General features: G+C 45.7%; 23 protein-coding genes. 19 read left to right on the top strand and 4 right to left on the bottom strand.

From position 1 onward, the window contains the following. The first annotated feature begins 5 nt into the window (after positions 1 to 5). The 18 genes from GPL15_RS00275 (at position 6) to GPL15_RS00190 (ending at position 20,286) form a co-directional block, all read left to right on the top strand. Complete coding sequence (locus GPL15_RS00275) at positions 6 to 1,058, top strand: Gfo/Idh/MocA family oxidoreductase (protein WP_215695021.1); 1,053 nt, start codon at positions 6 to 8, stop codon at positions 1,056 to 1,058. Continuing rightward, positions 1,055 to 3,271, top strand: coding sequence for a glycoside hydrolase family 65 protein (locus tag GPL15_RS00270; protein ID WP_215695020.1), 2,217 nt, complete (start codon positions 1,055 to 1,057; stop codon positions 3,269 to 3,271). Before GPL15_RS00275 ends, GPL15_RS00270 begins: the two co-directional genes overlap by 4 nt. After that, positions 3,219 to 3,923 (top strand): beta-phosphoglucomutase, encoded by a 705-nt coding sequence (gene pgmB, locus GPL15_RS00265; protein ID WP_252197992.1) that lies wholly within the window; start codon positions 3,219 to 3,221, stop codon positions 3,921 to 3,923. The genes GPL15_RS00270 and pgmB overlap by 53 nt, the downstream gene beginning before the upstream one ends. Continuing rightward, positions 3,911 to 5,587 (top strand): sugar phosphorylase, encoded by a 1,677-nt coding sequence (locus GPL15_RS00260; protein ID WP_215695019.1) that lies wholly within the window; start codon positions 3,911 to 3,913, stop codon positions 5,585 to 5,587. Before pgmB ends, GPL15_RS00260 begins: the two co-directional genes overlap by 13 nt. Before the next feature lie 297 nt (positions 5,588 to 5,884). Continuing rightward, positions 5,885 to 6,973 carry a DctP family TRAP transporter solute-binding subunit gene (locus GPL15_RS00255; protein WP_215695018.1) on the top strand — a complete coding sequence of 363 codons (1,089 nt, stop codon included), beginning with the start codon at positions 5,885 to 5,887 and terminating at the stop codon, positions 6,971 to 6,973. A gap of 18 nt (positions 6,974 to 6,991) precedes the next feature. Next, a complete protein-coding gene (locus tag GPL15_RS00250) occupies positions 6,992 to 7,462 on the top strand; it encodes a TRAP transporter small permease (RefSeq protein WP_215695017.1) in 471 nt (156 codons plus the stop codon). A gap of 16 nt (positions 7,463 to 7,478) precedes the next feature. After that, positions 7,479 to 8,774, top strand: coding sequence for a TRAP transporter large permease (locus GPL15_RS00245; RefSeq protein WP_215695016.1), 1,296 nt, complete (start codon positions 7,479 to 7,481; stop codon positions 8,772 to 8,774). A gap of 20 nt (positions 8,775 to 8,794) precedes the next feature. Then, positions 8,795 to 9,610 carry a sugar phosphate isomerase/epimerase family protein gene (locus tag GPL15_RS00240; RefSeq protein ID WP_215695015.1) on the top strand — a complete coding sequence of 272 codons (816 nt, stop codon included), beginning with the start codon at positions 8,795 to 8,797 and terminating at the stop codon, positions 9,608 to 9,610. A 12-nt stretch (positions 9,611 to 9,622) separates the two neighbouring features. After that, complete coding sequence (locus tag GPL15_RS27855) at positions 9,623 to 10,837, top strand: uroporphyrinogen decarboxylase family protein (RefSeq protein WP_215695014.1); 1,215 nt, start codon at positions 9,623 to 9,625, stop codon at positions 10,835 to 10,837. 177 nt (positions 10,838 to 11,014) lie between these two features. Next, positions 11,015 to 11,725: a FadR/GntR family transcriptional regulator gene (locus GPL15_RS00230; protein WP_215695013.1), complete on the top strand. Its 711-nt coding sequence runs from the start codon at positions 11,015 to 11,017 to the stop codon at positions 11,723 to 11,725. Next, entirely contained in the window at positions 11,715 to 12,560 is an 846-nt protein-coding gene (locus GPL15_RS00225; RefSeq protein WP_215695012.1) for a transketolase, read from the top strand. The genes GPL15_RS00230 and GPL15_RS00225 overlap by 11 nt, the downstream gene beginning before the upstream one ends. Further along, complete coding sequence (locus tag GPL15_RS00220) at positions 12,561 to 13,487, top strand: transketolase C-terminal domain-containing protein (RefSeq protein ID WP_215695011.1); 927 nt, start codon at positions 12,561 to 12,563, stop codon at positions 13,485 to 13,487. 423 nt (positions 13,488 to 13,910) lie between these two features. Continuing rightward, a complete protein-coding gene (locus tag GPL15_RS00215) occupies positions 13,911 to 14,636 on the top strand; it encodes a transposase (protein ID WP_252197990.1) in 726 nt (241 codons plus the stop codon). A 279-nt stretch (positions 14,637 to 14,915) separates the two neighbouring features. Then, positions 14,916 to 16,400 carry an IS1182 family transposase gene (locus GPL15_RS00210; protein ID WP_215695010.1) on the top strand — a complete coding sequence of 495 codons (1,485 nt, stop codon included), beginning with the start codon at positions 14,916 to 14,918 and terminating at the stop codon, positions 16,398 to 16,400. Positions 16,401 to 17,467: 1,067 nt separating this feature from the next. After that, on the top strand, positions 17,468 to 17,983 hold the full coding sequence (locus GPL15_RS00205; RefSeq protein ID WP_215695009.1) for a hypothetical protein: 516 nt from the start codon (positions 17,468 to 17,470) through the stop codon (positions 17,981 to 17,983). A gap of 25 nt (positions 17,984 to 18,008) precedes the next feature. Continuing rightward, entirely contained in the window at positions 18,009 to 18,212 is a 204-nt protein-coding gene (locus GPL15_RS00200; protein ID WP_215695073.1) for a hypothetical protein, read from the top strand. After that, positions 18,202 to 19,017, top strand: coding sequence for a hypothetical protein (locus GPL15_RS00195; RefSeq protein WP_215695008.1), 816 nt, complete (start codon positions 18,202 to 18,204; stop codon positions 19,015 to 19,017). The genes GPL15_RS00200 and GPL15_RS00195 overlap by 11 nt, the downstream gene beginning before the upstream one ends. A gap of 810 nt (positions 19,018 to 19,827) precedes the next feature. Continuing rightward, positions 19,828 to 20,286: a hypothetical protein gene (locus GPL15_RS00190; protein ID WP_215695007.1), complete on the top strand. Its 459-nt coding sequence runs from the start codon at positions 19,828 to 19,830 to the stop codon at positions 20,284 to 20,286. A gap of 5 nt (positions 20,287 to 20,291) precedes the next feature. Here the strand turns inward: GPL15_RS00190 and GPL15_RS00185 are convergent, their stop codons facing one another. Together GPL15_RS00185 and GPL15_RS00180 are read right to left on the bottom strand one after the other, a co-directional pair. Then, complete coding sequence (locus GPL15_RS00185) at positions 20,292 to 20,642, bottom strand: DUF2200 domain-containing protein (RefSeq protein ID WP_215695006.1); 351 nt, start codon at positions 20,640 to 20,642, stop codon at positions 20,292 to 20,294. 73 nt (positions 20,643 to 20,715) lie between these two features. Further along, positions 20,716 to 21,108, bottom strand: a complete 393-nt coding sequence (locus GPL15_RS00180; RefSeq protein WP_215695005.1) for a hypothetical protein — start codon at positions 21,106 to 21,108, stop codon at positions 20,716 to 20,718. A 220-nt stretch (positions 21,109 to 21,328) separates the two neighbouring features. On the opposite strand from GPL15_RS00180, the gene GPL15_RS00175 reads away from it, so the two are divergent. After that, positions 21,329 to 24,406, top strand: coding sequence for a glycoside hydrolase family 2 TIM barrel-domain containing protein (locus GPL15_RS00175; RefSeq protein ID WP_215695004.1), 3,078 nt, complete (start codon positions 21,329 to 21,331; stop codon positions 24,404 to 24,406). Between the two features lie 82 nt (positions 24,407 to 24,488). On the opposite strand, the gene GPL15_RS00170 is transcribed toward GPL15_RS00175, so the two are convergent. Further along, positions 24,489 to 24,764 carry a type II toxin-antitoxin system YafQ family toxin gene (locus GPL15_RS00170; protein ID WP_215695003.1) on the bottom strand — a complete coding sequence of 92 codons (276 nt, stop codon included), beginning with the start codon at positions 24,762 to 24,764 and terminating at the stop codon, positions 24,489 to 24,491. Continuing rightward, positions 24,754 to 25,032: a type II toxin-antitoxin system RelB/DinJ family antitoxin gene (locus tag GPL15_RS00165; RefSeq protein WP_215695002.1), complete on the bottom strand. Its 279-nt coding sequence runs from the start codon at positions 25,030 to 25,032 to the stop codon at positions 24,754 to 24,756. The genes GPL15_RS00170 and GPL15_RS00165 overlap by 11 nt, the downstream gene beginning before the upstream one ends. Between the last annotated feature and the right edge of the window lie 232 nt (positions 25,033 to 25,264).

Genomic DNA, 25,264 nt, shown 5'->3' with positions numbered 1-25,264 from the left:
ATACCATGGACAAACTAAATGTAGCGGTGATCGGAGCCGGTCAGGTGGCCCAAACTTCCCATATCAATCATTACCAGAGTATGGAAGGAGTGGAGGTGACGGCTGTCTGTGATGTAAATCTTAAAGCGGCTCAAAATGCGGCGGAGAAATTCGGCATTCCCGTATGGTACGATGATCCCCTTGAAATGCTGAAAGCCGTACACCCTGACGCGGTGAGCATCTGTGTGCCCAATAAGTTCCATTGTGAGCTGACCTGTCTCTGTCTGGAGCACGGATGTCATGTGCTGTGCGAAAAACCGCCGGCCCTCACACCAGAAGAGGCGGAACTGATGCGGGATACGGCTAAACGGTGCAGAAAGATTTTGACATTCGGATTTCATTTCCGGCATGCAGGGAGAGTGGCATTTCTAAAGGATAAGATTGTAAATGGGGAGCTGGGGTCGATTTATGCCGGTGAAGTGATCTGGACGCGGAGACGGGGGATACCCGGATGGGGAAATTTCATCAGCAGTAAGATGCAGGGCGGAGGCCCGTTGATCGATATCGGAGCCCACATGCTGGATCTGGCCGCTTATCTTATGGATTACCCCCCGGTTGACTACGTCTGCGCCGCCTCATCGGACAGAATTGGAAAACAGGGCGGCACAGGATTTATGGGCGGATGGGACGGCACAAAATTCAGCGTGGAGGACGGATTGTTCGGATTCATTAAGTTTACAGACGGAAGCTGCCTCCAGGTAAAAACCTCCTTTGCCCTTCACATGGCTGAAAAAGAAGAACGCAATGTATGTCTGTACGGTGATAAAAAAGGGCTCAGTGTCTTTCCGGCAGAACTCTATGGAGATGAGGGCGGAAGGCAGTTCAACACGGTTTATCCCTTTGAGGAATCAAGGGACTGGCATTATGACTGCATCAGGAATTTTGTGGAAAGCTGTATGGGCAGAGCGGAGGTTTTGGTAAAGCCGGAGCAGGCCGTGTATGTGCAGAAGCTGATTAACGGGCTTTACCGTTCGGCAAAAACCGGCGAACCAGTATTCTACAGGAACAAGGGCTTATGATATATTACAGGATTGAAGAGGGAAAGGACGGATTCCGTTTCTGCGAACCGGAACGGAATCCCGATTATAACAGGAAGACAGAATCTGTGTTTGCCCAGTGCAATGGGTATCTGGGCGTAAGAGCTTCCTTTGAGACAAAGCAGCTGGAGGAATCCAGAGGAACTTTTATAGGAGGGCTTTACCACAGGGCCGGCGCCCACGAGGTGACGGAACTGGTAAATTGTCCTGATGTGACGGAGTTTCGAATCAGGTTGAATGGAAAAAGCCTGTATTTGGACACCAGCAGGCTCATTTCCTATGAACGCTCTCTGCATACACGCTATGGGGAATTGGAGAGCAGAATTGAGTGCAGCATGGATTCCAATCAAGATGCGGGAAAAATCTGCATCCGCTCTAAACGGTTCGCCTCGATGCAAAACAAAAACCTGTTCTGCCATCAGTTCTCCATCTCTTGTGAAAAAGGCGGGATTCTGGAGCTGTCCACAGGGATTAACGGACAGGCTGTCAACAGTGGGGTTTCCCATTTTGACAGGGTGGAGGCCAGGGTATTTGAAAACAGCAGGATGTTTATGGAATGCGGCTGTGAGGACGGGCAGATTCTTTCTGTGATGTCCCGGTGTACGCAGAAAGGCAAAAATCAGGCTGTGTCCTTTCATCTGGAACGGCGAAGCGTCTGGCAGGATTTTAAAGGAAAGCTGGAGCCGGGGGAGACGTGTACCATCTGCAAATATACGCTGTTTGACACATCCGGCGCCGGGCGGGATTTGGCTCATGTATTGAATGAGGCGTCGTCGGCAGGATATGAAGAACTGTATCAGCGTCACAGGGAGAGCTTTGACCGGTTCTGGGATATGGCGTCTATAAAGATCGGGGGAGCTTCTAAAGAAGAGCGGGCGGCTGTGGAATTCGCGGAATATCACCTGGCGGGAATGGCGCCGTGGGAAAGCTGTGACTACAGCGTGGCAGCCAAAGGCCTGACCGGAGAAGGTTATAAAGGCCATGTGTTCTGGGATACGGAAATCTATATCATGCCGTTTTTTACCATGATGTTTCCTGAGGTGACCAGAAACCTGCTGCTTTACCGGTATAAGGGGCTGACGGGAGCCCGGGAGAAAGCCCGGGAATACGGATATTTGGGCGCCATGTATCCATGGGAAACAGCGGTGACCGGATTGGAAGAAACGCCGCTTTACGCGGCCATGGATATTCATACCGGAAAAGCCGCAAAGGTATGGTCAGGAATCAAAGAGCATCATGTGACGGCTGATATCATCTATGGACTTTTGGAATATTTCCGTATGACAGGGGATAAGGGGTTCATGGAGGACTATGGATATGAAATGATATTGGAAACCGCCATGTTCTGGTGCAGCCGGGCCCTGTGGAATGAGAACAGAAACCGTATGGAAATCAGAGACGTGATCGGCCCTGATGAATATACGGAACATGTGGACAACAATGCCTATACCAATTATATGGCATATGAGAATGTGAAAGCAGCCCGTCAGGTATTGGAAACCTGGAACAGCGGCCGGGCCGATGCCTGCAGAAAGCAGGGATGGGAGACGGCGTTTGACAATTTCCTGAAACACATCTACCTGCCGGGACCCAATGAGGATCATATCATCCCTCAGGACGATACGTTTCTCAGCAAGAAGAAACTTCCCGATATCCAGATATACAGGGAGGGGGACGTCCGCCAGTTGATTTTGAAAGATTACAGCAGAAGCCAGGTGGTGGACATGCAGGTGCTGAAACAGGCTGATGTGGTGATGCTGTTGGAACTGCTGCCTGATTATTTTGACAGTGAAACCATAAAGAAGAATGTGGAATTTTATGAAGCCCTGACTACCCATGATTCTTCTCTGAGCCAATGTGCCCACGCGGAAGCGGAGGCTTTGGCCGGGGAGCTGGATTTGGCGGCAGGGTTCTTTGAAAAGGCGATGGAAATCGATCTGCGTGAAGGTTATAAAGATTCAGCCGACGGCATCCATGCCGCATCCCTGGGCGGAATTCTAAACTGCGTCCTCAGAGGGTTTGCGGGCCTGCGCTCTTCGGATACAGGCGTAAACGCCTGTGCCCACCTCCCGGAACATTGGAAATCTATAGAATGTTCTGTTATGGATCATGGGGTGAGAAAACGGATCAGGGTGACGAAAGATGGAGCAGAAATTACTGCGGGAGACAGGGATGAAACAGGCATTTATATTTGATTTGGACGGAGTGGTGACAGATACAGCCATATATCATTACCAGGCGTGGCGGGAACTGGGCCGGTCTCTGGGATTCGAGTTCCCGGAATGGGAAGGGGAGAAGCTGAAAGGCATAAGCCGCATGGCGTCGCTGGAAATCGTGCTGGAAGCCGGGAAAATCACTGGTCTGAAAGAAGGTGATAAACGATCCCTGGCAGACCGGAAAAACAGGATTTATCTGGGTTACATACAAAATCTGGACAGCCGCCATATTCTTCCGGGGATCACGGAATTCCTGGACAAGATTAAAGGGGAAGGGTACAAAACTGCCTTGGGATCAGCCAGCAGAAGCGGAGACAGGATTCTTAAAAATCTGGGAATCCGTGATTTGTTTGACGTGGTGGTGGACGGCTGTTCCATAACCAGGGCAAAACCGGACCCGGAGGTGTTTTTAACAGCGGCAATGGAGCTGGGGGTAGAACCCGCTGACTGCATTGTGATAGAAGATGCCGCGGCCGGAGTGGAGGCAGCGGTAAAGGGCGGGATGCATTGCATCGGGATAGGAAAAAAAGAATCGCTTCGAGGAGCAGACCTTGTTCTGGAACATACAGGGCTTTTGATGCAGGCAGATTATAAGTCACTTTTTGACAGGAGACAGATATGGGGACAATAAAAGATCATTTACAGTATTTATATCCGGATTGTTATGAGATTCTGGAAAAGCAAATCGGTTCACTGATGGAGTTTTGGAAAAATAAAGCAAATGCTTCCTATCCCCAGGTGGATCAGACGGATGTGATGCTGATCACTTATGGAGATGGGATCAAAAGAAAGGGAGAGGCTCCGCTTCACACCCTGCGGGAATTTTTGGATCAGGAATTAAGGGGAACCGTGAGCGCGGTCCATCTGCTCCCCATGTTTCCCTATACCTCGGATGACGGTTTTTCCGTGGTGGATTTCAGGCAGATTAATCCGGAACTGGGCGGCTGGGAGGATGTGGAGCGGTTGGGCGGACGTTATGACCTGATGTTTGATGCGGTCATCAATCATGTGTCCGCTTCCAGCAGTTATTATAAAAAATACGCATCCGGCGATGAAGGGTACAGGGACTTTTTCATAGAATCCGACCCGGATGGGGATTACAGTCAAGTCATACGGCCCCGCACTCTGCCGCTGCTCACAAGATTTGAGACTTCTATGGGCATAAAATATCTTTGGACCACCTTCAGCGAAGATCAGATTGATCTCAATTATAAATCACCTCAGGTGCTTTTGGAAGTTCTGGACGTCCTTCTCTTTTATGCTTCAAAAGGAGCCAGGTTCCTCCGTTTCGACGCCATTGGTTTTGCGTGGAAAGAACAGGGAACCACATGCATGCATCTGCCACAGACCCACGAGCTGATTAAGCTGATGCGTTGTGTGATAGAATCCTGTTTCAAAGGCTGTACCATCATCACGGAAACCAATGTGCCCCATGAAGAAAACATCAGCTATTTTGGCAGCGGTTATGATGAAGCCGGAATGGTCTATCAGTTTCCCCTTCCGCCCCTCACTCTCTATGCTTACCTGAGCGGAAATGCAGCCCATTTAACCTATTGGGCCATGGGAATCCAGCCAGTCACCGAAACAGCCACTTATTTTAATTTCCTGGCATCCCATGACGGCATCGGCCTGCGGCCGGTGGAAGACCTGCTGAGCGGTGAAGAACGCCGGTTTATGGTGGATGAAGTGTTAAAAAGAGGGGGCCAGATCGGATACCGGTCCCTGGCTGATAAAAACATGGTTCCATATGAGCTGAACATCAATTATCTGGACGCCATAGCCGGAGATGAAACGGATACCGGCATGATGGCCCGTAAATTCCTTGGTTCCCAGTGTGTCCTTCTGTCCCTCATGGGTGTGCCCGGCATATATTATCACAGCCTGCTGGGCTCCAGAAACTGTTATAAGGATTTTGAAGAGTCGGGGATTAAACGGCGGATCAACCGTGAGAAACTGGATGCGGATCAGTTGAAAGAGGAATTGTCCGATCCGGGCTCCCTCCGCGCCAGAGTCCTTACCGGGTTTCAGGCAATGCTCCGGGTGCGCAGGGGGGAAGAGGCATTTTCACCCAACCGTTTACAGGAGGTGGTGAAACTGGATGATAGGGTTTTTGCGCTGCTTCGGGGAGAAGGGGAGGGCCGTATTCTGGCGCTTATCAATGTATCCCGGCAGCAGGTGGAGTGCAGGACCGGAGTGGCAGGGGAGGATCTTCTTAGCGGCAGAAAGATAAAAGATACCGTTTTATTGGAACCATATGAATATATGTGGATAAAACAAGGTTCAGGGCAGATTTGACAGCAGTATTGAGAGGGGCGGAGGCCCCTCTTTTTTAGGAAAAGGGGAAATATGGAAAATAAAGGAAAAAGTGACGAATATTTGTCGAAAAATGAGTTGACATTTGTGCAGAATAATGATATAAAAGAAACATAAGTAAAAGTTTTAGTTTTGATGGACGCTTACTTGTATGACATCTGTCATTACTCAGGCTATTTTTGACCAATAAGCTGTATGACAACTAACAACTGATATCATTCAGAGTAAGTGTTCGTCAACAGGAAACTGCAAACAAAAAGTGAGAGAAGGAGAAAAGGTATGAAGTTGAAAAAAGTTATGGCTATGACATTGAGTTTGATGATGGGGTTATCCATGGCCGGGTGCCAAAGCAAAACGGAAACAGTTACAACCGCGGCGCAGACCAGCGCTTCTCAGGCAGAGACGGCAAAATCCGATACGGCGGCAGCGGATACCACAGCCGGGGGGGAATATGAGCCTATGAATTTAATCATAGCCAATGCAGGCCAGGATGGGGACAGCCTTGACAGCGCCCAGGATTATCTGTTGGAAGAGCTGGGAAAAGCCACCAATGGGGCGGTGACAGGTGAGGTCCATCCGAACTCACAGCTGGGATCCCACAGTGATTACATAGGCAGCCTGCAGATGCAGAGCATACAGATCGCGGAGGCGACGGCGGCAGTCCTGTCAACGGTAGCTCCCAAATTCGCCATTTTTGATCTGCCTTATGTGGCTCCAAACAGCGCCCAGTCCGTATTTGACCTTCTGGAAGGGGAGGCCGGCGAGATACTGAACCAGGATCTGATCGACAATGCGAATGTCAGGGTGATCGGCTGGATGTGCAGAACACCCCGCCATGTTTACAGCGCCAAAGGGCCGATTAACACTTTGGAAGACTGGAAAGGCTTAAAGATCAGAACCATGGAGAGCAGCGCCATGATATCAGCCATGGAATTGCTGAACGCAAAAGCTACTCCCATTGCAACCGCAGAACGTTATCTGGCATTGCAGACCGGAGTTGTGGATGCGGCGGAGAACAATGTGGCGGAGATTTATAACTGCAAAGAGTTTGAAGTTACCAAATATCTTTCCAAAACAGGCCATCTCTGCGCGCCCAATGTACTGATCGTGAGCAATTCCTGGTTTGAAAGCCTGACACCGGAATATCAGGAGCTGGTTTTAAGGATTGGCAGGGAAGCCGGAAAAGTGGCTACCGACATCGAGATCAGCAAGGAAGCCGATTTTGAAGAGAAACTCGTGGCCGAAGGCGGAATGACGGTTAATGAGATCACAGACACATCCGACGTTCAGGCAGCCCTGGCGCCGTTATATGAGGAGTACAAGGATATTGTAGGGGAAGATCTTTTGAAATTGTTCCAGGAAGGTTAATAACAGGAGGGGAATGCATTGGAGAAAGTCGAAAAATTTGTGATCGATGTGATTCTGACTTCTTTGCTCAAAGTGATTGGTTCAGCATTGGTATTGGACATCCTGCTGCAGATTGCGGCGCGGTATCTCCCGATCCGGGTCACCTGGACGGATGAAATCGGCCGTCTGCTGTTTGTATGGTTTGCAATGCTTTCAACTGCCATGGCCTATGCGAAGAACCAGCATCTGTGCATTGACTATATTTATTTAAAGTTCAACAAAAAGGTACAAAAGCTGCTGGATTATTTTTCAATCATTCTGGTGCTGGCTACATCCTCTGTCCTTTTCTATACGGGAATCCAGGTTATGAAGATTGTGGCGGCTCAGAAATCACCGATTCTAAAAATATCGATGTCATATTTTTACGCATCGGTTCCGGTTGGTTTTGCGTTTATCCTGATTTTCAATATTGTCACTCTGATCGATAAACTGATCATACAGAAGAAGTAAGCGGGGAGAAGAGGATATGGTTAGTAATGTACTGATGTTAGCGGCTTATACATTTATAATTCTGATTGTGCTCATGGCGTTAAAAGTCCCTATTTCATTTGCGCTCTGCATATCGACCCTGGTGGGGGTGATCCTGACGGCCAGGCTTCCGGTAATGGTGGTTGCACAGAGGATGTTTTACGGGCTGGATTCCTTTACCCTCATCGCAATCCCTCTGTTCATGCTGGCCGGGCACATCATGGCTATCGGAGGGGTTACCAAGGATTTGATTGATTTGTCCAATGTATTCGTAGGCTGGATGAGCGGAGGGCTTGCATACATAAACGTTGTGTCCAGCATGATCTTTGCGGGAATTACGGGCACTGCTTCTTCCGACAGTTCCTCCATTGGCGGAATCCTGATTCCGACCATGATCAATAAAGGATACGATAAAGATTTTACCGTTGCGGTAACGGCTACCTCGTCCACCATTGGAATCATGATTCCTCCCAGCATACCGCTGGTGCTTTATGGGATTGCCGCCGGAGTGTCAATCGGGGATTTGTTCATGGCAGGCATTGTCCCAGGTGTTTTGACAGGGGTTGTCTTAATCGGGATCAGCGCCGTGATATCAAAGAAGAGAAAGTATCCGGCTGAAGAGAAATATCCCCTGAAAAAGAGCCTGATGATCTGTTTAAAAAGCATACCTGCCCTTATGACAGTGGTTATTATTATCGGCGGGATTACCACAGGCTTTTTCACTCCCACTGAGGCGGCGGGAATTGCATGCGCTTATACGGCGCTGCTGGCGGTCTATTATTATAAGGAATTGAGATGGAGGGATTTTCCGGAACTGATCTACAAGGCATCTTTGACAATGGGCATTGTGGCGCTTATGATTTCAGCCGCAACTGCTCTGGGGTGGTTTTTTACCAGCCAGGGGATTCCGATGCAGATCGCAAAGGCCCTGATGTCTGTGACCAATAATAAATATGTGATTTTACTTTTAGTTAATCTGCTGCTCCTTTTTGTGGGAATGTGGATGGACCTGGCTCCGGCGGTCACATTATTTACTCCCATTCTGCTTCCGATTGTGACGGCTATCGGCATAAGCCCTCTGCATTTTGGAATCATCATGGTGGTAAATCTGGCCATTGGCTTGTTCACGCCTCCGGTGGGGGTCTGCCTGTTCATTGGATGCAGTATTGCGGAGATATCGATTGCTGATGTAATAAAGGCGTTTATTCCATTTTTTATCGGAATGATATTTGTATTGGTGGTGATAGTGCTGGTTCCGCAGGTATGCACGCTTTTACCGGCATTGTTAAAATAAATGAAAAGGAGAATAGATCTATGAAATTAAGTGTTTTGCCTGTTTCTTTGTTTTCGCAGTTATCTTCAGGAGAGATGCCGGTTGCCGCTTGGGCGGAATATGCGCAGGAGCTGGGGGCGGATGGATTTGATACCAGCATCTTGTTTTACCCGAACCATACGCCCACGACCTTAAATAAGATTAAGGAGGAATTAAAGGGGATTCAGATTCAGCCTGTTATGGTCTGCTGCTATCCGGATTTCACCAATCCTGACGCCATGGAACGGGAACGGCAGATTGATTACTTAAAACGTGATCTGGCCCTGATTTCAGACTTGGGATTCCAATATGTCAGGATCACCGCAGGGCAGAACCATCCGGGGCTGGATATTGAAGAGGGGGCGAAAGTCTGCGCCGGCTGTTTTGAACAGATGATCAGTACGGCGGAAAAATACGGCGTAAAGATGGTATTTGAAAACCATTCCAAACCGGGGGCATGGCCCTTAATCGACTTTTCATTCCGGCAGGAGGCATTTTTGGCGGTATTTGATAAGATGAAGGATCTGCCTGTGGGGATTAATTTTGATACGGCCAATGCGGTGGCCTGCGGAGCCGATCCCATCAAACTTCTGGATCAGGTGATTGATAAAGTCTGGACTGTACATTTGAATGATACGGCCACAGTGGGAAAATGGACTCCGGCAGCAGTGGGAGAAGGGCTGGTTGATTTTGACCGGATCTTCGAAAAACTTAACGCCCATGGATTTGACAACTGGGTCTGCATAGAAGAGGCCAGCGGAAATGGGATGGAAGGAATCAAAAACGCCGTTCATTTTGCAAGAAAATACGTGAAATAAGGGGGAAATCAGGTGAGCAGTGAAACTTCCAGAGAACGTGTACTAAAGACAATCAACCATCAGCAGCCGGACGGGCTGGCGATTGATTTCGGCTCCTCAACGTCAACCGGAATCAGCGTATTTTCCTATGCCAAATTACAGGAATATCTGGATATCGATAAAGGGGAACTGCCTAAGCTTTACGAATTGTTTTTGATGATGGCCGACCCGTCGGATGGGATGATCGGCCGGATGGCAGGCGATATCATACAGTTAAAACGCTATGCGCCTCATTTCGGCGTGGCGCTGGAGGACTGGAAAGAATGGGAACTCCACGACGGAACCAGATGCCTGGTGCCCGGCGGATTCTGCCCGGATGAAACCGCCAAAGGATACGAAATCAGAGACGATGACGGGAATGTCGTTGCGAGGATGCCGAAAGACGGCTATTATTTCGACCAGACCTATTTCCCATATAAAGGCATGGAGGAAATAGAGGAAATTGACAGCATTGAGATGAAGGGAATCAGCGACAGGGAGTTGTCCTATCTTCAAAAAGAGAGCGAACGGCTGCACCGGGAAACGGATAAAGCGGTGATGTTCCCCATTTACGGCCGGATCTTTGAAGCGGGAATGCAGGCATTTGGCTTTGAAGACTGGCTGGTACAGATCATGACCAATGAAGAGATGGTGCATCACTATCTGAATAAGCTGACAAACCTCCATATCCAGGACATTGACCGGGTGCTTTCAACCTGTAACGAGTATATTGATATCGTCAGATTTTGTGATGATCTGGGAACCCAGTCATCTCTGATCATGTCACAGGAAGTCTACAGGAATATGATCAAACCCTACCATACCAGAATGTTTCAGCATATTAAAAAGAATTATCCCAAACAGAAGATCGCCCTGCACTGCTGCGGAGCCATTGAGCCTCTGATTCCTGATCTAATTGAATCAGGAGTGGATATATTGAACCCGGTACAGATTTCGGCAGACAATATGGACCCTAAATCTTTGAAGGAAAAATACGGGGATCAGATTGTGTTCTGGGGCGGCGGCGTGGACATGCAGTTTGAGGCTGTGAACGCATCCATTGAGGATCTGAAAAAACATGTGGATGGACTGATTCAGACATTTATGCCCGGGGGAGGATTTATATTTGCCCCTACCCATAATATCCAGTCAGATATATCACCGGAAAGAATTCTGGCAATTTACGAAACCGCAAAGAAATACCGGTGATAAGGCTTTTATGGCTGATACGCGTGAACATGCGTACCAGCCATAAAACACCGCAGATAAATTAGTTTGACAGATTAATAAATGTCCTGTAAGATTCTGTATAGATAGGTGTCATACAACTAACATCATATAGGATGGTTGGATATGGCGGACTAAATTTAATTTGAGGTGAAACGGATGAGCATAAAACCAATTAAAAAAGTGAATGTGAGTGAAGAAGTATTTAACCAGATGACAGAGCTTTTGTCAAAGGGAGAGTGGAAACAAGGGGAGAAGATCCCATCGGAAAATGTGCTGGCAGAGATGTTCTGCGTCAGCCGCGTAACTGTGCGCCAGGCCCTTCAGAAGTTAAATGTTCTTGGCTTGATCGAAACGAGATTGGGGGAAGGCTCATTTGTGAAGGTGATTGAACCGGGAGACAGCATGAACGGTATCATTCCCACCATGTATCTCAGTGAGAATGCCATCAGCCAGATTTTTGAATTCCGTGAGATCATAGAAGTCCAGGCGGCAAAGCTGGCCACAAGACGGGCTACGAAACAGGATCTTGCGGAGTTAAAGGATATTGTGGAACATATGAAATCGGTCAGCGGAAACCTTCAGGAATTTGCCAAGGCGGATATGGATTTTCATATAAAGATCGGACAGATGACCCACAATGACCTGATTGTAAAAACTTATGAGATACTGCGTGTTGCATTGCAGGAGCCAATGTCTGATATTGTCTTAAAAACAGGATATGGGACGGGAATTCACTATCATTCGAACCTGTTAAAAACGATTGAAAGCGGTGATGAGCAGGCATCAATGGATTTAATGCATGAACACATGAATAATAATGTAAAGGTGTACAGGCTTATTAAGGAGGAGAAAAAGAATGCCTTATAGCAGTGAATTAATAGAGTATCTGGAGGAAAAGGGGAATACGCTGAGGAAAAATACCATCTACAGCATAGGCGTGGGTGTTGCAGGCCATGTTGGCGGATCCTGCTCCGCGGCCGATATTGTGGCGGCGCTGTATTTTTATAAGATGAAGTATGACCCTGAAAATCCCCGGATGAAAGACCGTGACCGCTTTTTATTGAGCAAGGGCCATGTAGCCATTCTCCAGTATGCTGCATTGGCCGAGGCCGGATTCTTTCCGGTCAGCGAATTAAAGACCACAAAAGAGCTGGGATCCCGGCTTCAGGGCCATCCTGACCGGCTGAAAACCCCGGGAGTTGAGGTGGGAACCGGATCGTTAGGCCAGGGCTTGTCCATCGGGTTGGGCATGGCCCTGGGCTTAAAGGCCGATAACATTGACCGTAAAGTATATGTGCTCTGCGGGGACGGAGAGATGGCGGAAGGCCAGATCTGGGAAGCAGCCATGGCTGCGGGCGCATTTAAAGCCGACAACCTGACTGCAATCGTGGACAGGAACCGGATGCAGGCCACGGGAAAGATCAGCGACCGGATGGATATGAAATCCCTCCGTGACAAATGGGCCAGTTTTGGCTGGCATGTAATTGAAATTGACGGCCATAACATGAATGAGATTTTAGGGGCCCTTGATGCGGCAGATGAAATTAAGGGGATGCCCACGGTGATTATCGCGAACACGATAAAAGGAAAAGGGGTCAGCTTTGCTGAAAATGTACCTGGTTTTCATAATGGGGTCTTAACCCAGGAATTATACCAGAAAGCCATGGATGAACTGACAGAATACAGGCGGGAGGCGGTTTAAATGGGATATTCAAATCAACGGATTGCATACGGCAGAACCTTAGTTGAACTGGGGAAGACAGATGACAGGATTGTAGTTTTAGATGCGGATTTAAGCGGTTCCACAATGGGCAAATTCTTTGAAGAAGCCTATCCTGACCGCCATTTTGAGATGAGCATTGCCGAAGCCAATATGACCTCTGTTGCAGCAGGCCTTTCCCTGACCGGAAAAATACCATTTACCAATTCTTTTGCGGTATTTTCCGCCGGCAGGGCCTATGACCAGATCCGTCAGACCATTGCAATTGGAAAGCTGAATGTGAAGATCGTGGGATCTTCTGCCGGTTTATCGGATTTCGGCGACGGCGCTACCCATCAGTCGGTAGAAGACCTGGCATATATGAGGGCAATCCCCAATATGACCGTAATCTGCCCGGCAGATGCCAATGAAACGGTACAGGCAGTAAAGGCCATAGCAGAATATGACGGCCCCTGCTACCTCCGTCTTAACCGCAATGATTATAATAACGTCACAGCGGAAAACAAAGAATTCGTCATCGGCAGGCCCGATGTTTTAAGGGACGGAAAGGACATCGTGGTGTTCGCCTGCGGATACATGGTGGGGCTTGCGCTGGAGGCAGCGGAGCGGCTAAAGGATAAGATATCGGTTAAGGTAGTCAATATGAGCACCATTAAACCTGTGAAAAAGGAACTCATCAGTGAACTGGCAGAAGGATGCCGGGGCGTTGTGACTGCGGAAGAGCACAGTGTAGTCGGCGGGCTGGGCAGCATGATCGCCGAGGCGCTGTGCAGATCCTGCAAGCCCATCGAGTTTGTGGGGCTGGATGACACCTTCGGCTGCAGCGCCCATAATTATGAAGAGATTTTGGAATATCATGATCTGACGGCGGAACATATTGTGAGGGCTGTGGAAGAGTTGATGGGATAATACGGGATTTTTATATGAAGTTTTTTGCATAAAGGGTGACATGAAGGGTGAAGGCATTTACATAAAGGGGCTGTCGCACTAAAAATGCATTTAAACGCATTTTTCTGTAAAAAAATCACATCAAATTATATAAAGAAAAAGAGCCGGATACTTGAAAAATCCGGCTCTTTTTGTAAAATAATAGTATGCAAAACTTATTTACTTTACATAAGGATTATACACGTTTTAATGATAATTATCAACTGGTTCTTCCATTGGATATTGGATACTTGATTCCGGCTGATGATTCGGTCCGTCTGCTCAGTCAATTTATAGATAATATGAAGTGACCTCACGATTGTAGATTCGTGGATTTACCTGTAAACTATTAATTGATGAAGATTAATGGTAACAGGGATTACCGCATACAAAAGGAGGCCACCTATGAATAGTATAGTTTATGTTGGAATGGATGTCCATAAGGAAAGTTACACAGTTTGCTGCTACAGCTTTGACACAGATAAGGTGATGTATCAACAAAAGATGCCATCTGATTATAAGATGATTCTGAAATATTTGGGGCAATTAAGAAAAAAGTTTTCAGACGATACAGAGTTTGTCTGCGGATATGAAGCAGGCTGCCTTGGCTACTCACTTTACCACCAGCTTACAGAGCATGGTGTAAAATGCATTATCCTGGCCCCTTCCACTATGGCTATAACGAATACCAGCCGGGTAAAGACGGATAAAAGAGATGCAGGGAATATAGCGAGATGTCTGGCCTTTCACACATACAGTGAAGTACATGTGCCGACAGATATGGATCATTCAATTAAAGAATATATCCGGATGAGGGATGATCAGAAAATCAATCTAAAGAAAACAAAGCAGCAGATTCTGGCCCTGGTATTACGTCTTGGAAAGAAATTTGAGGGAGGAAAGACTTACTGGACAATTGCCCACATGAAATGGCTGAAATCCTTAAAGCTTGGCGGAGTATTTCAGGAAACACTGGAAGAATACCTTATCACTTATGAATATTTCACAGAGAAAATAGAACGTCTGGATCAGAGAATTGAGGAGCTGGCGTCTGGAGAGGAATATGAGGAAAAAGTAAAGAAACTGTGCGTTACATCTGACAGACAAAAAATGACTGGAACATATGGATAGGGCCTTAGAAGACATTTAAGGTTCGAACTATCTGCGCCCTTTCTATGTTGACATTGTAAAAAAATACTTTGATTCACGCTTGTAGATTGCAGAGTTCACGGCGGACCATTGACCTGTCGGCAGGGCAACCTGATCCACGTATAACAGAGTGGCCAAGGCCGGGAACTGTTAAATCTGAGGCTCTATCCATGTGCTCCAGGCATTGGACCAACAAAAATTAAAAAAAGAGTGATTTCTCAAAATTAACACTTGACAAGAGGTCACTTCATATCAGAAAGGATGTTTTTAGGGGATTTATATCGGACTTACTGTCGGGAAGGACAGGAAAATGAGCCAACACCGCGTCAGATGCTGAAAATCATAATCTATGCTTACATGAATCAGATTTATTCCAGCAGGCAGATCGAAACTGCCTGCCGCCGGGATATTAATTTCATGTGGCTCCTGTCAGGAAAAAAGATACCCGACCACGCCACGATCGCCCGGTTCCGTTCCCTGCATTTTGCTCCGTGTGCCGAGCGGATCATAGCAGAGGTTTCTGAATTTTTATATCAAATGGGAGAACTGTCTGGAACAGTCATTTTTATAGATGGTACAAAGATAGAAGCCTGCGCAAATAAATATACGTTTGTATGGAAGAAAGCCGTCAGCAGAAACATGGAAAACCTGCTTTCGAAACTGGCCGTATTTGTAGAAGAATGTGAGAATCTTTACGGTCTGAAACTGGTTCATCATAAGCAGGTAAAAATGAAGCATATCAAAAAGCTGTATGCAGTCAGGGAATCAGAGGAGATTGTCTTTGTCCATGGTACTGGAAAGCGCAAAAGCCAGTTGCAAAAAAGCATCGAAAGGTTGGAGGCGTATCTGGATAAATTAAAAGAATATACACAGAAGCGCCATATCTGCGGAACCCGAAACAGCTATTCTAAAACGGACCATGATGCAACGTTCATGCGTATGAAAGAAGATGCCATGAAAAACGGCCAGTGGAAGGCGGGATATAATGTACAGCACGGAGTAGACAGTGAATATATCGTCTGGGTGACGGTAGGGCCGGAGCCAACCGATCCCAATACCCTGATTCCATTTATAAAAGGGATGGAGGAGAACCTGCGGTTTAAATATGAAAAAATCGTAACAGATGCAGGATATGAAAGTGAAGAGAATTACAGTTATCTGGAGAAAAACGGCCAGATGGCATTTATTAAGCCATCGAATTATGAGATCTCGAAAAGCGGGAAGTATCAAAAGGACATAGGGCGGATGGAGAATATGAAATATGAGGAAGTCCAGGATACTTACACCTGCCGGAATGGAAAAAAGCTGCAGCTAAGCCATGTAAAAAAAGAGCGGACCAAAACAGGATATGAACGGGAAATAAGTGTCTATAACAGTCAGGAGTGCGAAGGGTGTCCGTACAAAAAGGAATGCATCAAAGGGAACCATAGCAAGAAGCCCCTGGAGGAACGGAGCAAGACCCTGTATGTATCAAAAAAGTTTGTGGAGTACCGGAAAGAAGATTTAAAACGGATCACAAGCGAAGAAGGATGTGAACTGCGAATGAACCGCAGTATCCAGGCAGAAGGAACATTTGGGGACATAAAGCAGGCCAGTGGATTCCGAAGATTTCTGTGCAGGGGCAGAAAAAATGTAAAGGCAGAAGCGATCCTGCTGGCCCTGGCACATAACATGAGGAAACTGCATCATAAGATACAGTCAGAGCGGACGGGGACCCATTTATTTTCCATGAAGAAATGCGCATAAAAATAGGATAGTGAAAAGAAGAAGACGTTGCTGCAGGCAGGGTCTGTGTAAGTGCGTCAAAAATCTTATAAAAAGGGGAAAAGGCTGATTTCAACATGAAAAAGCAAGAAAAAAAGCTGTCGCACTAACGATTTTTCAATCGTTAGTGCGACAGCCCCTTTTTGTGTTTGCGCGCCATGGGCGCGCTCTAACGGGTGCAAGTCCCGAATTCGTGTTGAACGGAACTTTATCTGGTGCCTCGTGTGTCAAATTAAAATGTGCCGTTTTTTTCTATCACAGACGGCACCCAATGTCAATGGCAAGGGCTACGCCGGCATAAATGCCCCATTGACATTGGCTTTGTCTATAATTAGTGTCAGTCAAGCATAACATGAGGATGTTCTGCTACACTCACGTTTAATTTGCGGATTTCTGCTAATTATAGCATCAAATAAAATGTTTCTCTACAAATACGCCTAGGTAATAAGGAAGTATATAGCTGAACAGCAAGGGTGTTTGGCGTGAGGCAAAATCTGAAGGAAGTTGTAGGCAAACCTCTGGTCTGACGAACAGAAATCACATAAAAGGCTAGGCTCAGCTTGGTAAGTCCGAACAAAAGGATGAAGCCGTAAAGCTGCTATCAGTAGAAGCAAAATAGATGTGGCAGATAGATGGAGGGAAAGAGCACGCACATTAAGCGCGGAGGTCTCACAGCGGTCTCATTAGCCGAGTAACAACGAACTGTGAGAGGTCAGCCGAGCCCATAGTAGATACACCTTCCTTGTCCTATAATATACCACTGCAAGCGATATTATATTGAAAAGTAGTATTAAAATATGATAAAGTAGTATTTGAAAAGGTAACAAAAGAGAAATGGAGAAGAACGAATTTAAAGGCAGGTTATTTGATGTGTTGAATGATACGGATAATTTACCCATACAAGACATTATGATAAATGATTCAGAGGATAGAATAACGGTATATTTATCTGATGGAACTTTATTTACTATCAAGTGTGAATTTTGTGGAAAATGGTGGCTTGTAGGCGTATAATTAAAGAAAATATTTATGAAGGGCTGGTAAAAAACATGAAGAAAAAGCAGTTTGGGATAGTGATATTGGGCTGTATTATGGTACTTGGAATGATTGCATGTACTAATAATTCTGGTTCAAGTAGTGAAGATAGTGCAACAAGCAGTTATGTGGCTGAAAGTAATGATAACGAAGAAAATAAATCGGTAACAACAACTTCAAAAGTCATAGAACATTATTGTGAAGCAGATGGATGTCTTAACGAGGGAACAAAGTCCATTATGGGGTTGAATAATATTTTAGAATATTATTGTGCTACTCATTATAAAGAAATGGAAGATATAGTTGATTCTATGATAGAAGATACATACACGTCATCTTTTACCAATAAATATGGGACAAGCACTACAAAATGTGCCCATCCAGGATGCAATAATTATATTGCTTCGTCTGGTGATACAAATTGCTGTACGACACATTCTAAGAACTGTGGAGAATGCGGATGTTATATTGATGAAGATGCAATGTTTTGTATAAGTTGTATTGAAAAAGCAATTAATGATTTAAAGTAAAATATTATGAAAAGAGGTAATTAATATGGGAAAAGCACCAGATAAATGCCCTATGTGTGGGGAAAGAACACAGTGGAAACTTGTTGATACAAGCAAAAAAGGTTTTAGTGTAGGAAAAGCAGCCGTAGGAGCAGTATTATTGGGGCCAATAGGACTTGTAGGCGGTGCATTAGGCAAGAAGAAACAGGCATATTACTGTGGAAAGTGTGGATTTAACCATGAATACTAAGAAGCGTATCTTTGCTTTAATAATAATGATGTTGTTGTCTGTGTTTTCGTTTACTGCTTGTGCATCAGAAGGGGATAAAAATGCGGCTCAATTAGTATCACAACAAATAGAACAGATTGGAAACCTTACACTGGATAAAGCCAATACTATATATGATGTTCAGAAAGCATATGCAAACCTAACTGAAACTCAAAAGAAGTTGGTAAAGAATTATGAAGTCCTTAATGATTACATAACAGAACTTGAAGAGATTATTATAGAAGAGGAAATTAAGAATGATCCAACCAACTCTATAAAAAGGGAAGAGATGATTGGAATATGGCAGGAAGATGATTCATCAGATGTTCATAGAGGATATTTTTATTTTAGCAAGGAAGATTACATATATTATATAGCAAGCAAAAGCCAGGCAACTCAAACAGATTTTACGGGTGATTATATTTTAGCAACATCTTTTTCGTTAGAGGAGTATAATCGAGAAACAAAAATGAAAGATGGAAGTTTCTTTTGCATACCGATAAACAGGGATATTAATTTTGCAGTAAGTAAAGTGGCTGGTGGAGAAATGACCTTAGATGTATCTGATAGTACATGTGGTGGTACATATCATAAAACAGGTGAAAAGATTGATATATTGCCAAAACAATGTCTGCACTCAGATTGTAGTAAGTTGGCAGTAACAACAGGTGATTCTCGGTACTGCGATGTGCATTCTAATAAATGTGGAGAATGTAGTTGCTATATTGATGAAGATGCGATGTTTTGTTTAAATTGTATTGTTAAGGCATTACGAGAAATAAATTAGATTTAGACGATTAGCTAATAAAAAGGATTGCTTGAAAAATAGCAGTCCTTTTTTTAGGCATATTTATAAAACAAAAGGAGTTCACAATGCAAACATTAGACAGATTAAAAAAGGAGTTATCCAATCAGCAGTATTTTACAGACGAGCAATATATCCAGTTCCTCGCAGAGAACACATATACTAAGGAAGAAATGCAAAAACAATTACTGCTTACCGTATTGGATGTACACGGAAGCAGTTACCAATGATATAGACCTGATGACTTCCATATCTACGGAGTTCAGCACTTGCAGCATAAACCAAAGCAATTGATCACACAACAAAATCCAGACCCTTGCCGGGTTCCAGATGCTTCTGGAATCGAGCCGGGTTCTGGAAAGGAACCCGATAACGATGGAGTCTAACATGTACTGCATCAGCACCAAGACTAACTGAGGGGAGCAAGGTAAAGCGTTCACGGAATATCCGTACCTTGTGAAACAAAGAGGTCAGTAAAATTTAAAATACAAATAAGAGCAGTAGCTGGCAGTAGTTCTCTCCGTAGGGCATGACCCTGTTTGAAAGCTTAGCTGTCACTCGGTGTATGAACAGGTGGGACGAAGGAAGTTGGGACACAATTCCTTTATGTAAATGCCTTCATGTAAATGATGCGCCGAACTACAGCAGGATGCAATGTACCGGCATGAATTAAAATAAGCCGTTTGACATTTCCATAGTCTGATATTAAAATGAAAAAAAGGTTATGCATTTCCCCGCCTTAGACCCAAAAGGCATTCTAAAAACAATTTATCTCATTGGAGGAATCGGCGTATGAATCACTTTTGTGAATCACTGATAGTTGAAGGAAAACATGAAGCCCTTCCGGAAGAATATGATTATTTCGGAAAACTGATCGGAAGCTGGAACATAGACTATGTGGACACCAGCAATTCCAGCGTGTTAAAAGGCGAATGGCATTTTTCACGGGTTCTTGAGGGAATGGCTATACAGGATGTGATCGTCCTGCCCGGATTCGAATACGGAACAACGCTCCGTGTCTACAACCCGGGGACAAATGCATGGGATGTGGCATATTGCTATACAGGCAATATCATGCGGTTTGAAGCACGAAAGCAGGACGATAAGATCGTTCTCACAAATATTGAGGATGAAAGCAGAAAATGGGTCTTTGTTAAAATTGAAGACAATCATTTTCATTGGCAGGACGTTACCGTAATGGAAGACGGCAAGTGGCATGTTAAGTTTGATTTATATGCCGAGCGGGTCTAAAAAAACTAGTTCCGCAAAATCTTCTCCAAAGCCTTCCCTTTAGCCAGTTCATCAATAAGCTTATCCAGATAACGGATATCCTGCATCAGGGGTTCCTCTATTTCTTCAACTTTTATCCCGCAGACGGATCCCCTGATCAGATGTCTGTTTTCATTCATCTCCGGCGCATTTTGGAAAAAGGCGGAATAAGTGACCGGAGTTTTGAGAAATTCTTCCAGTTCCTTTTGACCGTACCCGGTGAGCCAGCGGATAATGATATCCACCTCCATTTTGGTACGGCCCTTTTTTTCCGCTTTGGCCACCAGGAGCGGATAGATTTTTGCAAATTGCATCTGATAAATCTTGTTGTCAGCCATCGGCGCATTCCTCCCAACCGTTAAATGGTGTTTTGCTGTTTCGTTAATCTATGTTTATAATCTGCCTCAGATTCTATCTCTTATACCTGTTAATATACCAATCCCGGTTAATCCTCTCCATCAGCCGTTCCCGGACCGTTTCCCGCGGCAGATCGGGACTGAACAGGATCTCAATTTCATACTTTCTGCTGGAATTTCTGGAATCATTGTGGTGGATATAAGCATCAAAATCATATTCAATATCATCCACCATGAGAATCATGTCATGATCTGTAAACTCAACTTTTTCAGGTTTCTTAAATTTCATAATTTTGTGGCTCGTTCTCCGGATCAGATGAAAATAATCGTCCACAATGGTATCGATATCCTCTTCGCTTCCTCCGTGTTCCAATTTGTATATAGCCTGCTCCAAACGTTCTTCTATATCCGGAACAAAAAAGTACAGTAGCTTTTCCAAAACTCCCATGGCGTATCTCCTCCTGACAATACCTGAAATTATATATATATTAACATAAATCAGCCTTTACGGCAAAGAATCCGCAATAAAATAAAAACCGCAGCCCCTTATTTCTGCCCGCCGTTTAACAGTTTTATTTTGCTGAAAATATATACCGTCAGGGATTGCAGACGGAACTGGAACGTAGTAAAATAGGTGAAAATTCTATATAGATGAGAGGACAAAGAAGATGAGGCAAAAAGTAAAAGTTTTGATTCCCGAAACCGCATGGCTGGAGAACCCGGAAGTATTTGAGGTAAACCGCCTGCCCGCCCATTCTGACCATAGATATTATGAAAGCATGAAGGAAATGGAGCAGGGGGAAATGAACCTGCGCCAGTCATTGAACGGCCTGTGGAAATTTTCATATGCAGAAAATCCTTCTCTGCGGAAAGTGGACTTCTACCGGGAAGACTATGATCTGTCAGGATTTGATGAGATTCAGGTGCCGGGCCACATCCAGCTTCAGGGCTATGATAAATGCCAGTACATCAACACCATGTATCCTTGGGACGGCCATTCGGAACTCCGCCCCCCTCATATCGATAAGGAATACAATCCGGTGGGAAGCTATGTCCGGGAGTTCGATTTAAAGAGCAGTTTGGAGGGAAAGGAGGTATTTCTCTCCCTGCAGGGAGTGGAAACCGCTTGTTATGTCTGGCTGAACGGCCATTTTATCGGTTACGGCGAAGATTCCTTCACCCCATCGGAATTTGAAATGACGCCGTATTTGAAGAAAACGGGGAACCGCCTGGCTGTGGAAGTCTATAAACGCAGCAGCGCAAGCTGGCTGGAAGACCAGGATTTCTTCCGGTTTTCCGGAATATTCAGGGAGGTTTACCTCTATGGAGTGCCTGAAATCCATATCCGGGATCTGTTTGTAAAGGCGGATTTGATTAACGGATACAAAGACGGGGCCTTCCGGGCGGAGTTAAAGCTGACCGGCAAAACGGATCAATATAGAATATCAGCCGTCCTCAAAGATGAATCGGGAGCGCCGGTTCTCAATTTAGAACAGGAAGGCAGACATGAAACCGCTGTGCTGGAGGGCATGATCCCGGCAGTACGTCCATGGAGCGGCGAACAGCCCTATCTCTACACCCTTTACATAACAGTCATGGACAAACATGGAAACACAGTGGAAATTGTCCCCCTGAAAACAGGATTCCGCCGGTTTGAAATGATTGACAACATCATGTGCCTGAACGGAAAACGCCTTGTATTCCGCGGCATCAACCGTCATGAATTCAACGTCCGCCGGGGCCGGGCCGTCACAGAGGAAGACATGCTGTGGGATATCCGTTTTATGAAACAGCATAATATCAATGCGGTGAGAACCTGCCATTATCCGAACCAGAGCCTGTGGTACCAACTCTGCGACCAATACGGCATTTACCTGATTGACGAAGCCAACCTGGAAAGCCACGGCTCCTGGCAGAAGATGGGAGCCTGCGAGCCCTCCTGGAATGTGCCGGGTTCCCTGGCAGAGTGGAAGGAAGCGGTGGTGGACCGGGCGGCTTCCATGTTCCAGAGGGATAAAAACCACCCGTCAGTGCTCATCTGGTCATGCGGCAATGAATCCTATGCGGGAGAGGACATTTTAGCCATGTCCCGGTACTTCAAAGAACACGATGATACCAGGCTGGTGCATTATGAAGGGGTGTTCTGGAACCGGGAATTTGACGAGATCAGCGACATGGAAAGCCGCATGTACGCAAAGCCGGCCGAAGTGGAAGCATATCTTCAGAATGAACCTCAAAAGCCGTTCATCCTTTGTGAATACATGCACGCCATGGGCAATTCTCTGGGCGGGATGAAAAAATATACGGATCTGGAAGACCGGTATCCCATGTATCAGGGCGGCTTTATCTGGGATTACATCGACCAGGCGCTGGTGAGGACAGATAAAGACGGCCGTGATGTCCTGGGATACGGCGGGGATTTTACAGACCGGCCTACGGATTATAATTTCTGCGGCAATGGGATCGTCTATGGAGACAGGACTATTTCTCCAAAGGCCCAGGAAGTGAAGTTTCTGTATCAGCCTCTGAACCTCAAACCGGAGCAGGGCCGGGTATGGATTGACAACCGGAACCTGTTTTTGTCAACAGAAGGATATGAGTTCCTCTATAGGGTTTTAAAGGACGGCATAGCGGTTTGGACGGCCCGGTTTGAAGCCTGTGTGCCGCCGCTGACCCGGAAAGAGGCAGAGATAGAAATGCCTGATTTTACAGAACCGGGTGAGTACGCATATCAGGTGTCGGCAGTGCTGAAGGAATCTGCCCTATGGGCGGAGGCCGGATTTGAAATGGCATTTGGAGAGACCATTTTCAGCATTCCGGCGGCGCAGGATCAAACCGGTAAAAGAGAGGCAGTCCGGCCCGCTGACGGAGAAAAAAACGGAATGAAGATCATTCACGGCGATGTGAATACCGGCGTCAAAGGCAGTGGTTTCTTCGTGCTGTTTTCAAAAACGGAAGGCGGCATTGTTTCCCTCCGCTATGGCAAAAAAGAGTGGATCACAAAGCCTCCGATGCCCATTTACTGGAGGGCTGTAACGGATAACGACAGAGGAAACCAGTTCTGCACAGACAGCGCGGTCTGGCTGGGCGCCGGAATGTTTTCCCGGTTTTTAAAAATGGAACTGGACATCACCGAACAGGAAGACCGCATTACATTTGTATACAAATACGAACTGCCTGTGGTTCCAAAGACCGTGACCCAGGTTGCCTACATAGTGACCGGAGATGGAAAAATCAGGGTTAACGCCCACTATTTTGGAAAACAGGGACTTCCTCAACTGCCCCTCTTTGGAATGCGGTTCCGTTTTACGGACGATGCGGATACCTTCCGCTGGTACGGCATGGGGCCAAAAGAGAATTACTGTGACCGGGCAGAAGGGGCAAGGCTGGGAATCTACAGCAGTACGCCAACAGAAAACCTGTCCCATTACCTGGTTCCCCAGGAATGCGGCAGCCGCACCGGCGTCAGATGGCTGGAAGTGAGAATGAAGGATGGAAACGGAATCAAGTTTACCGCAGCGAAGACCCCCTTTGACATGAGCGTTCTTCCATATACGGCGGAAGAGTTGGAATCCGCGCTGCATGAAGAAGAACTCCCCATCCCCCATTACACCGTTGTCAATATCTTAGGCAGACAGCGCGGCGTAGGCGGAGACGACAGTTGGGGCGCGCCGGTGTATCCGGAGTATTGCGTCAGCGGGGAAGAGGATATTGAGTTTGAATTTATAGTTGAAGTGTGTGATTGAGGATAGATGAGGCAGAAAGGCCCCTCTTTGGAGATGGATATTAGATGTGGTTCATCTCCAAAGGGGGTCGTAAATCTTTATGTCAGAATAAATCGCTGTGTGTACCTGTTCTTGTAAGATACAAAAGTAGTTCAACATCTGATAATTCGTATACAAGTAGCCAATCCGGAGTAATGTGGCATTCTCTGCATCCGGCAAAATTTCCGCTTAGTGTATGATCACGATATTTTTCAGAAAGTGTCTCACCATTTGCAAGAATTTCAATTACAGTATTTAGTAATGAGATATCATAACCCCTTTTAATAGCGAGCTTTAGATCCTTTTTAAACTTAGTCGAAGGTACAATTCTATATTTCATTTTCTACTTCCTCTAAGAGCTCTGAGAAGCTGGAATATGTTTTTTTATTTGGCTCCTTTTTAAGCTTCTGAATTTCTTCTATTGCCTGCATGGTTTCCTGATTCGGCACATTCCTGGAAATGATAAAGGGAATACGCTGTTCTCTGACAGCCTGTTTTACAAAGGCTGTCAGAGCAGTAGTCATATTAAAACCTAAATCAGCAAATAATTCATCCGCCTGTTTTTTTAATTCTTCATCTATGCGAATTGTAATATTGGAAGTTGCCATGATAGATTCCTCCTATTTTTAGATTTTTAAATAGTATATAACACAAGTATTATTCTTTTTCTTCTTTTATATTATTATACTCAAATATAAGTACATTGTCAATACATGGCACTTATATTTGAGTACAACTAACGTAGGAACTAACGTAGAACGCTGAGTTGTAGCCCGAGAATCCCGTTTGTACTACAAAAGTCCCGTGTTGTAAATAACAGCCCATTTTTGTAACCAAAAG

Source organism: Clostridium sp. MCC353, from assembly GCF_018785315.1.
Lineage (GTDB): Bacteria > Bacillota > Clostridia > Lachnospirales > Lachnospiraceae > CHH4-2.
Note: the sequence above shows the minus strand (reverse complement) of the source record. Positions and strands in the feature narration are given on the sequence as shown.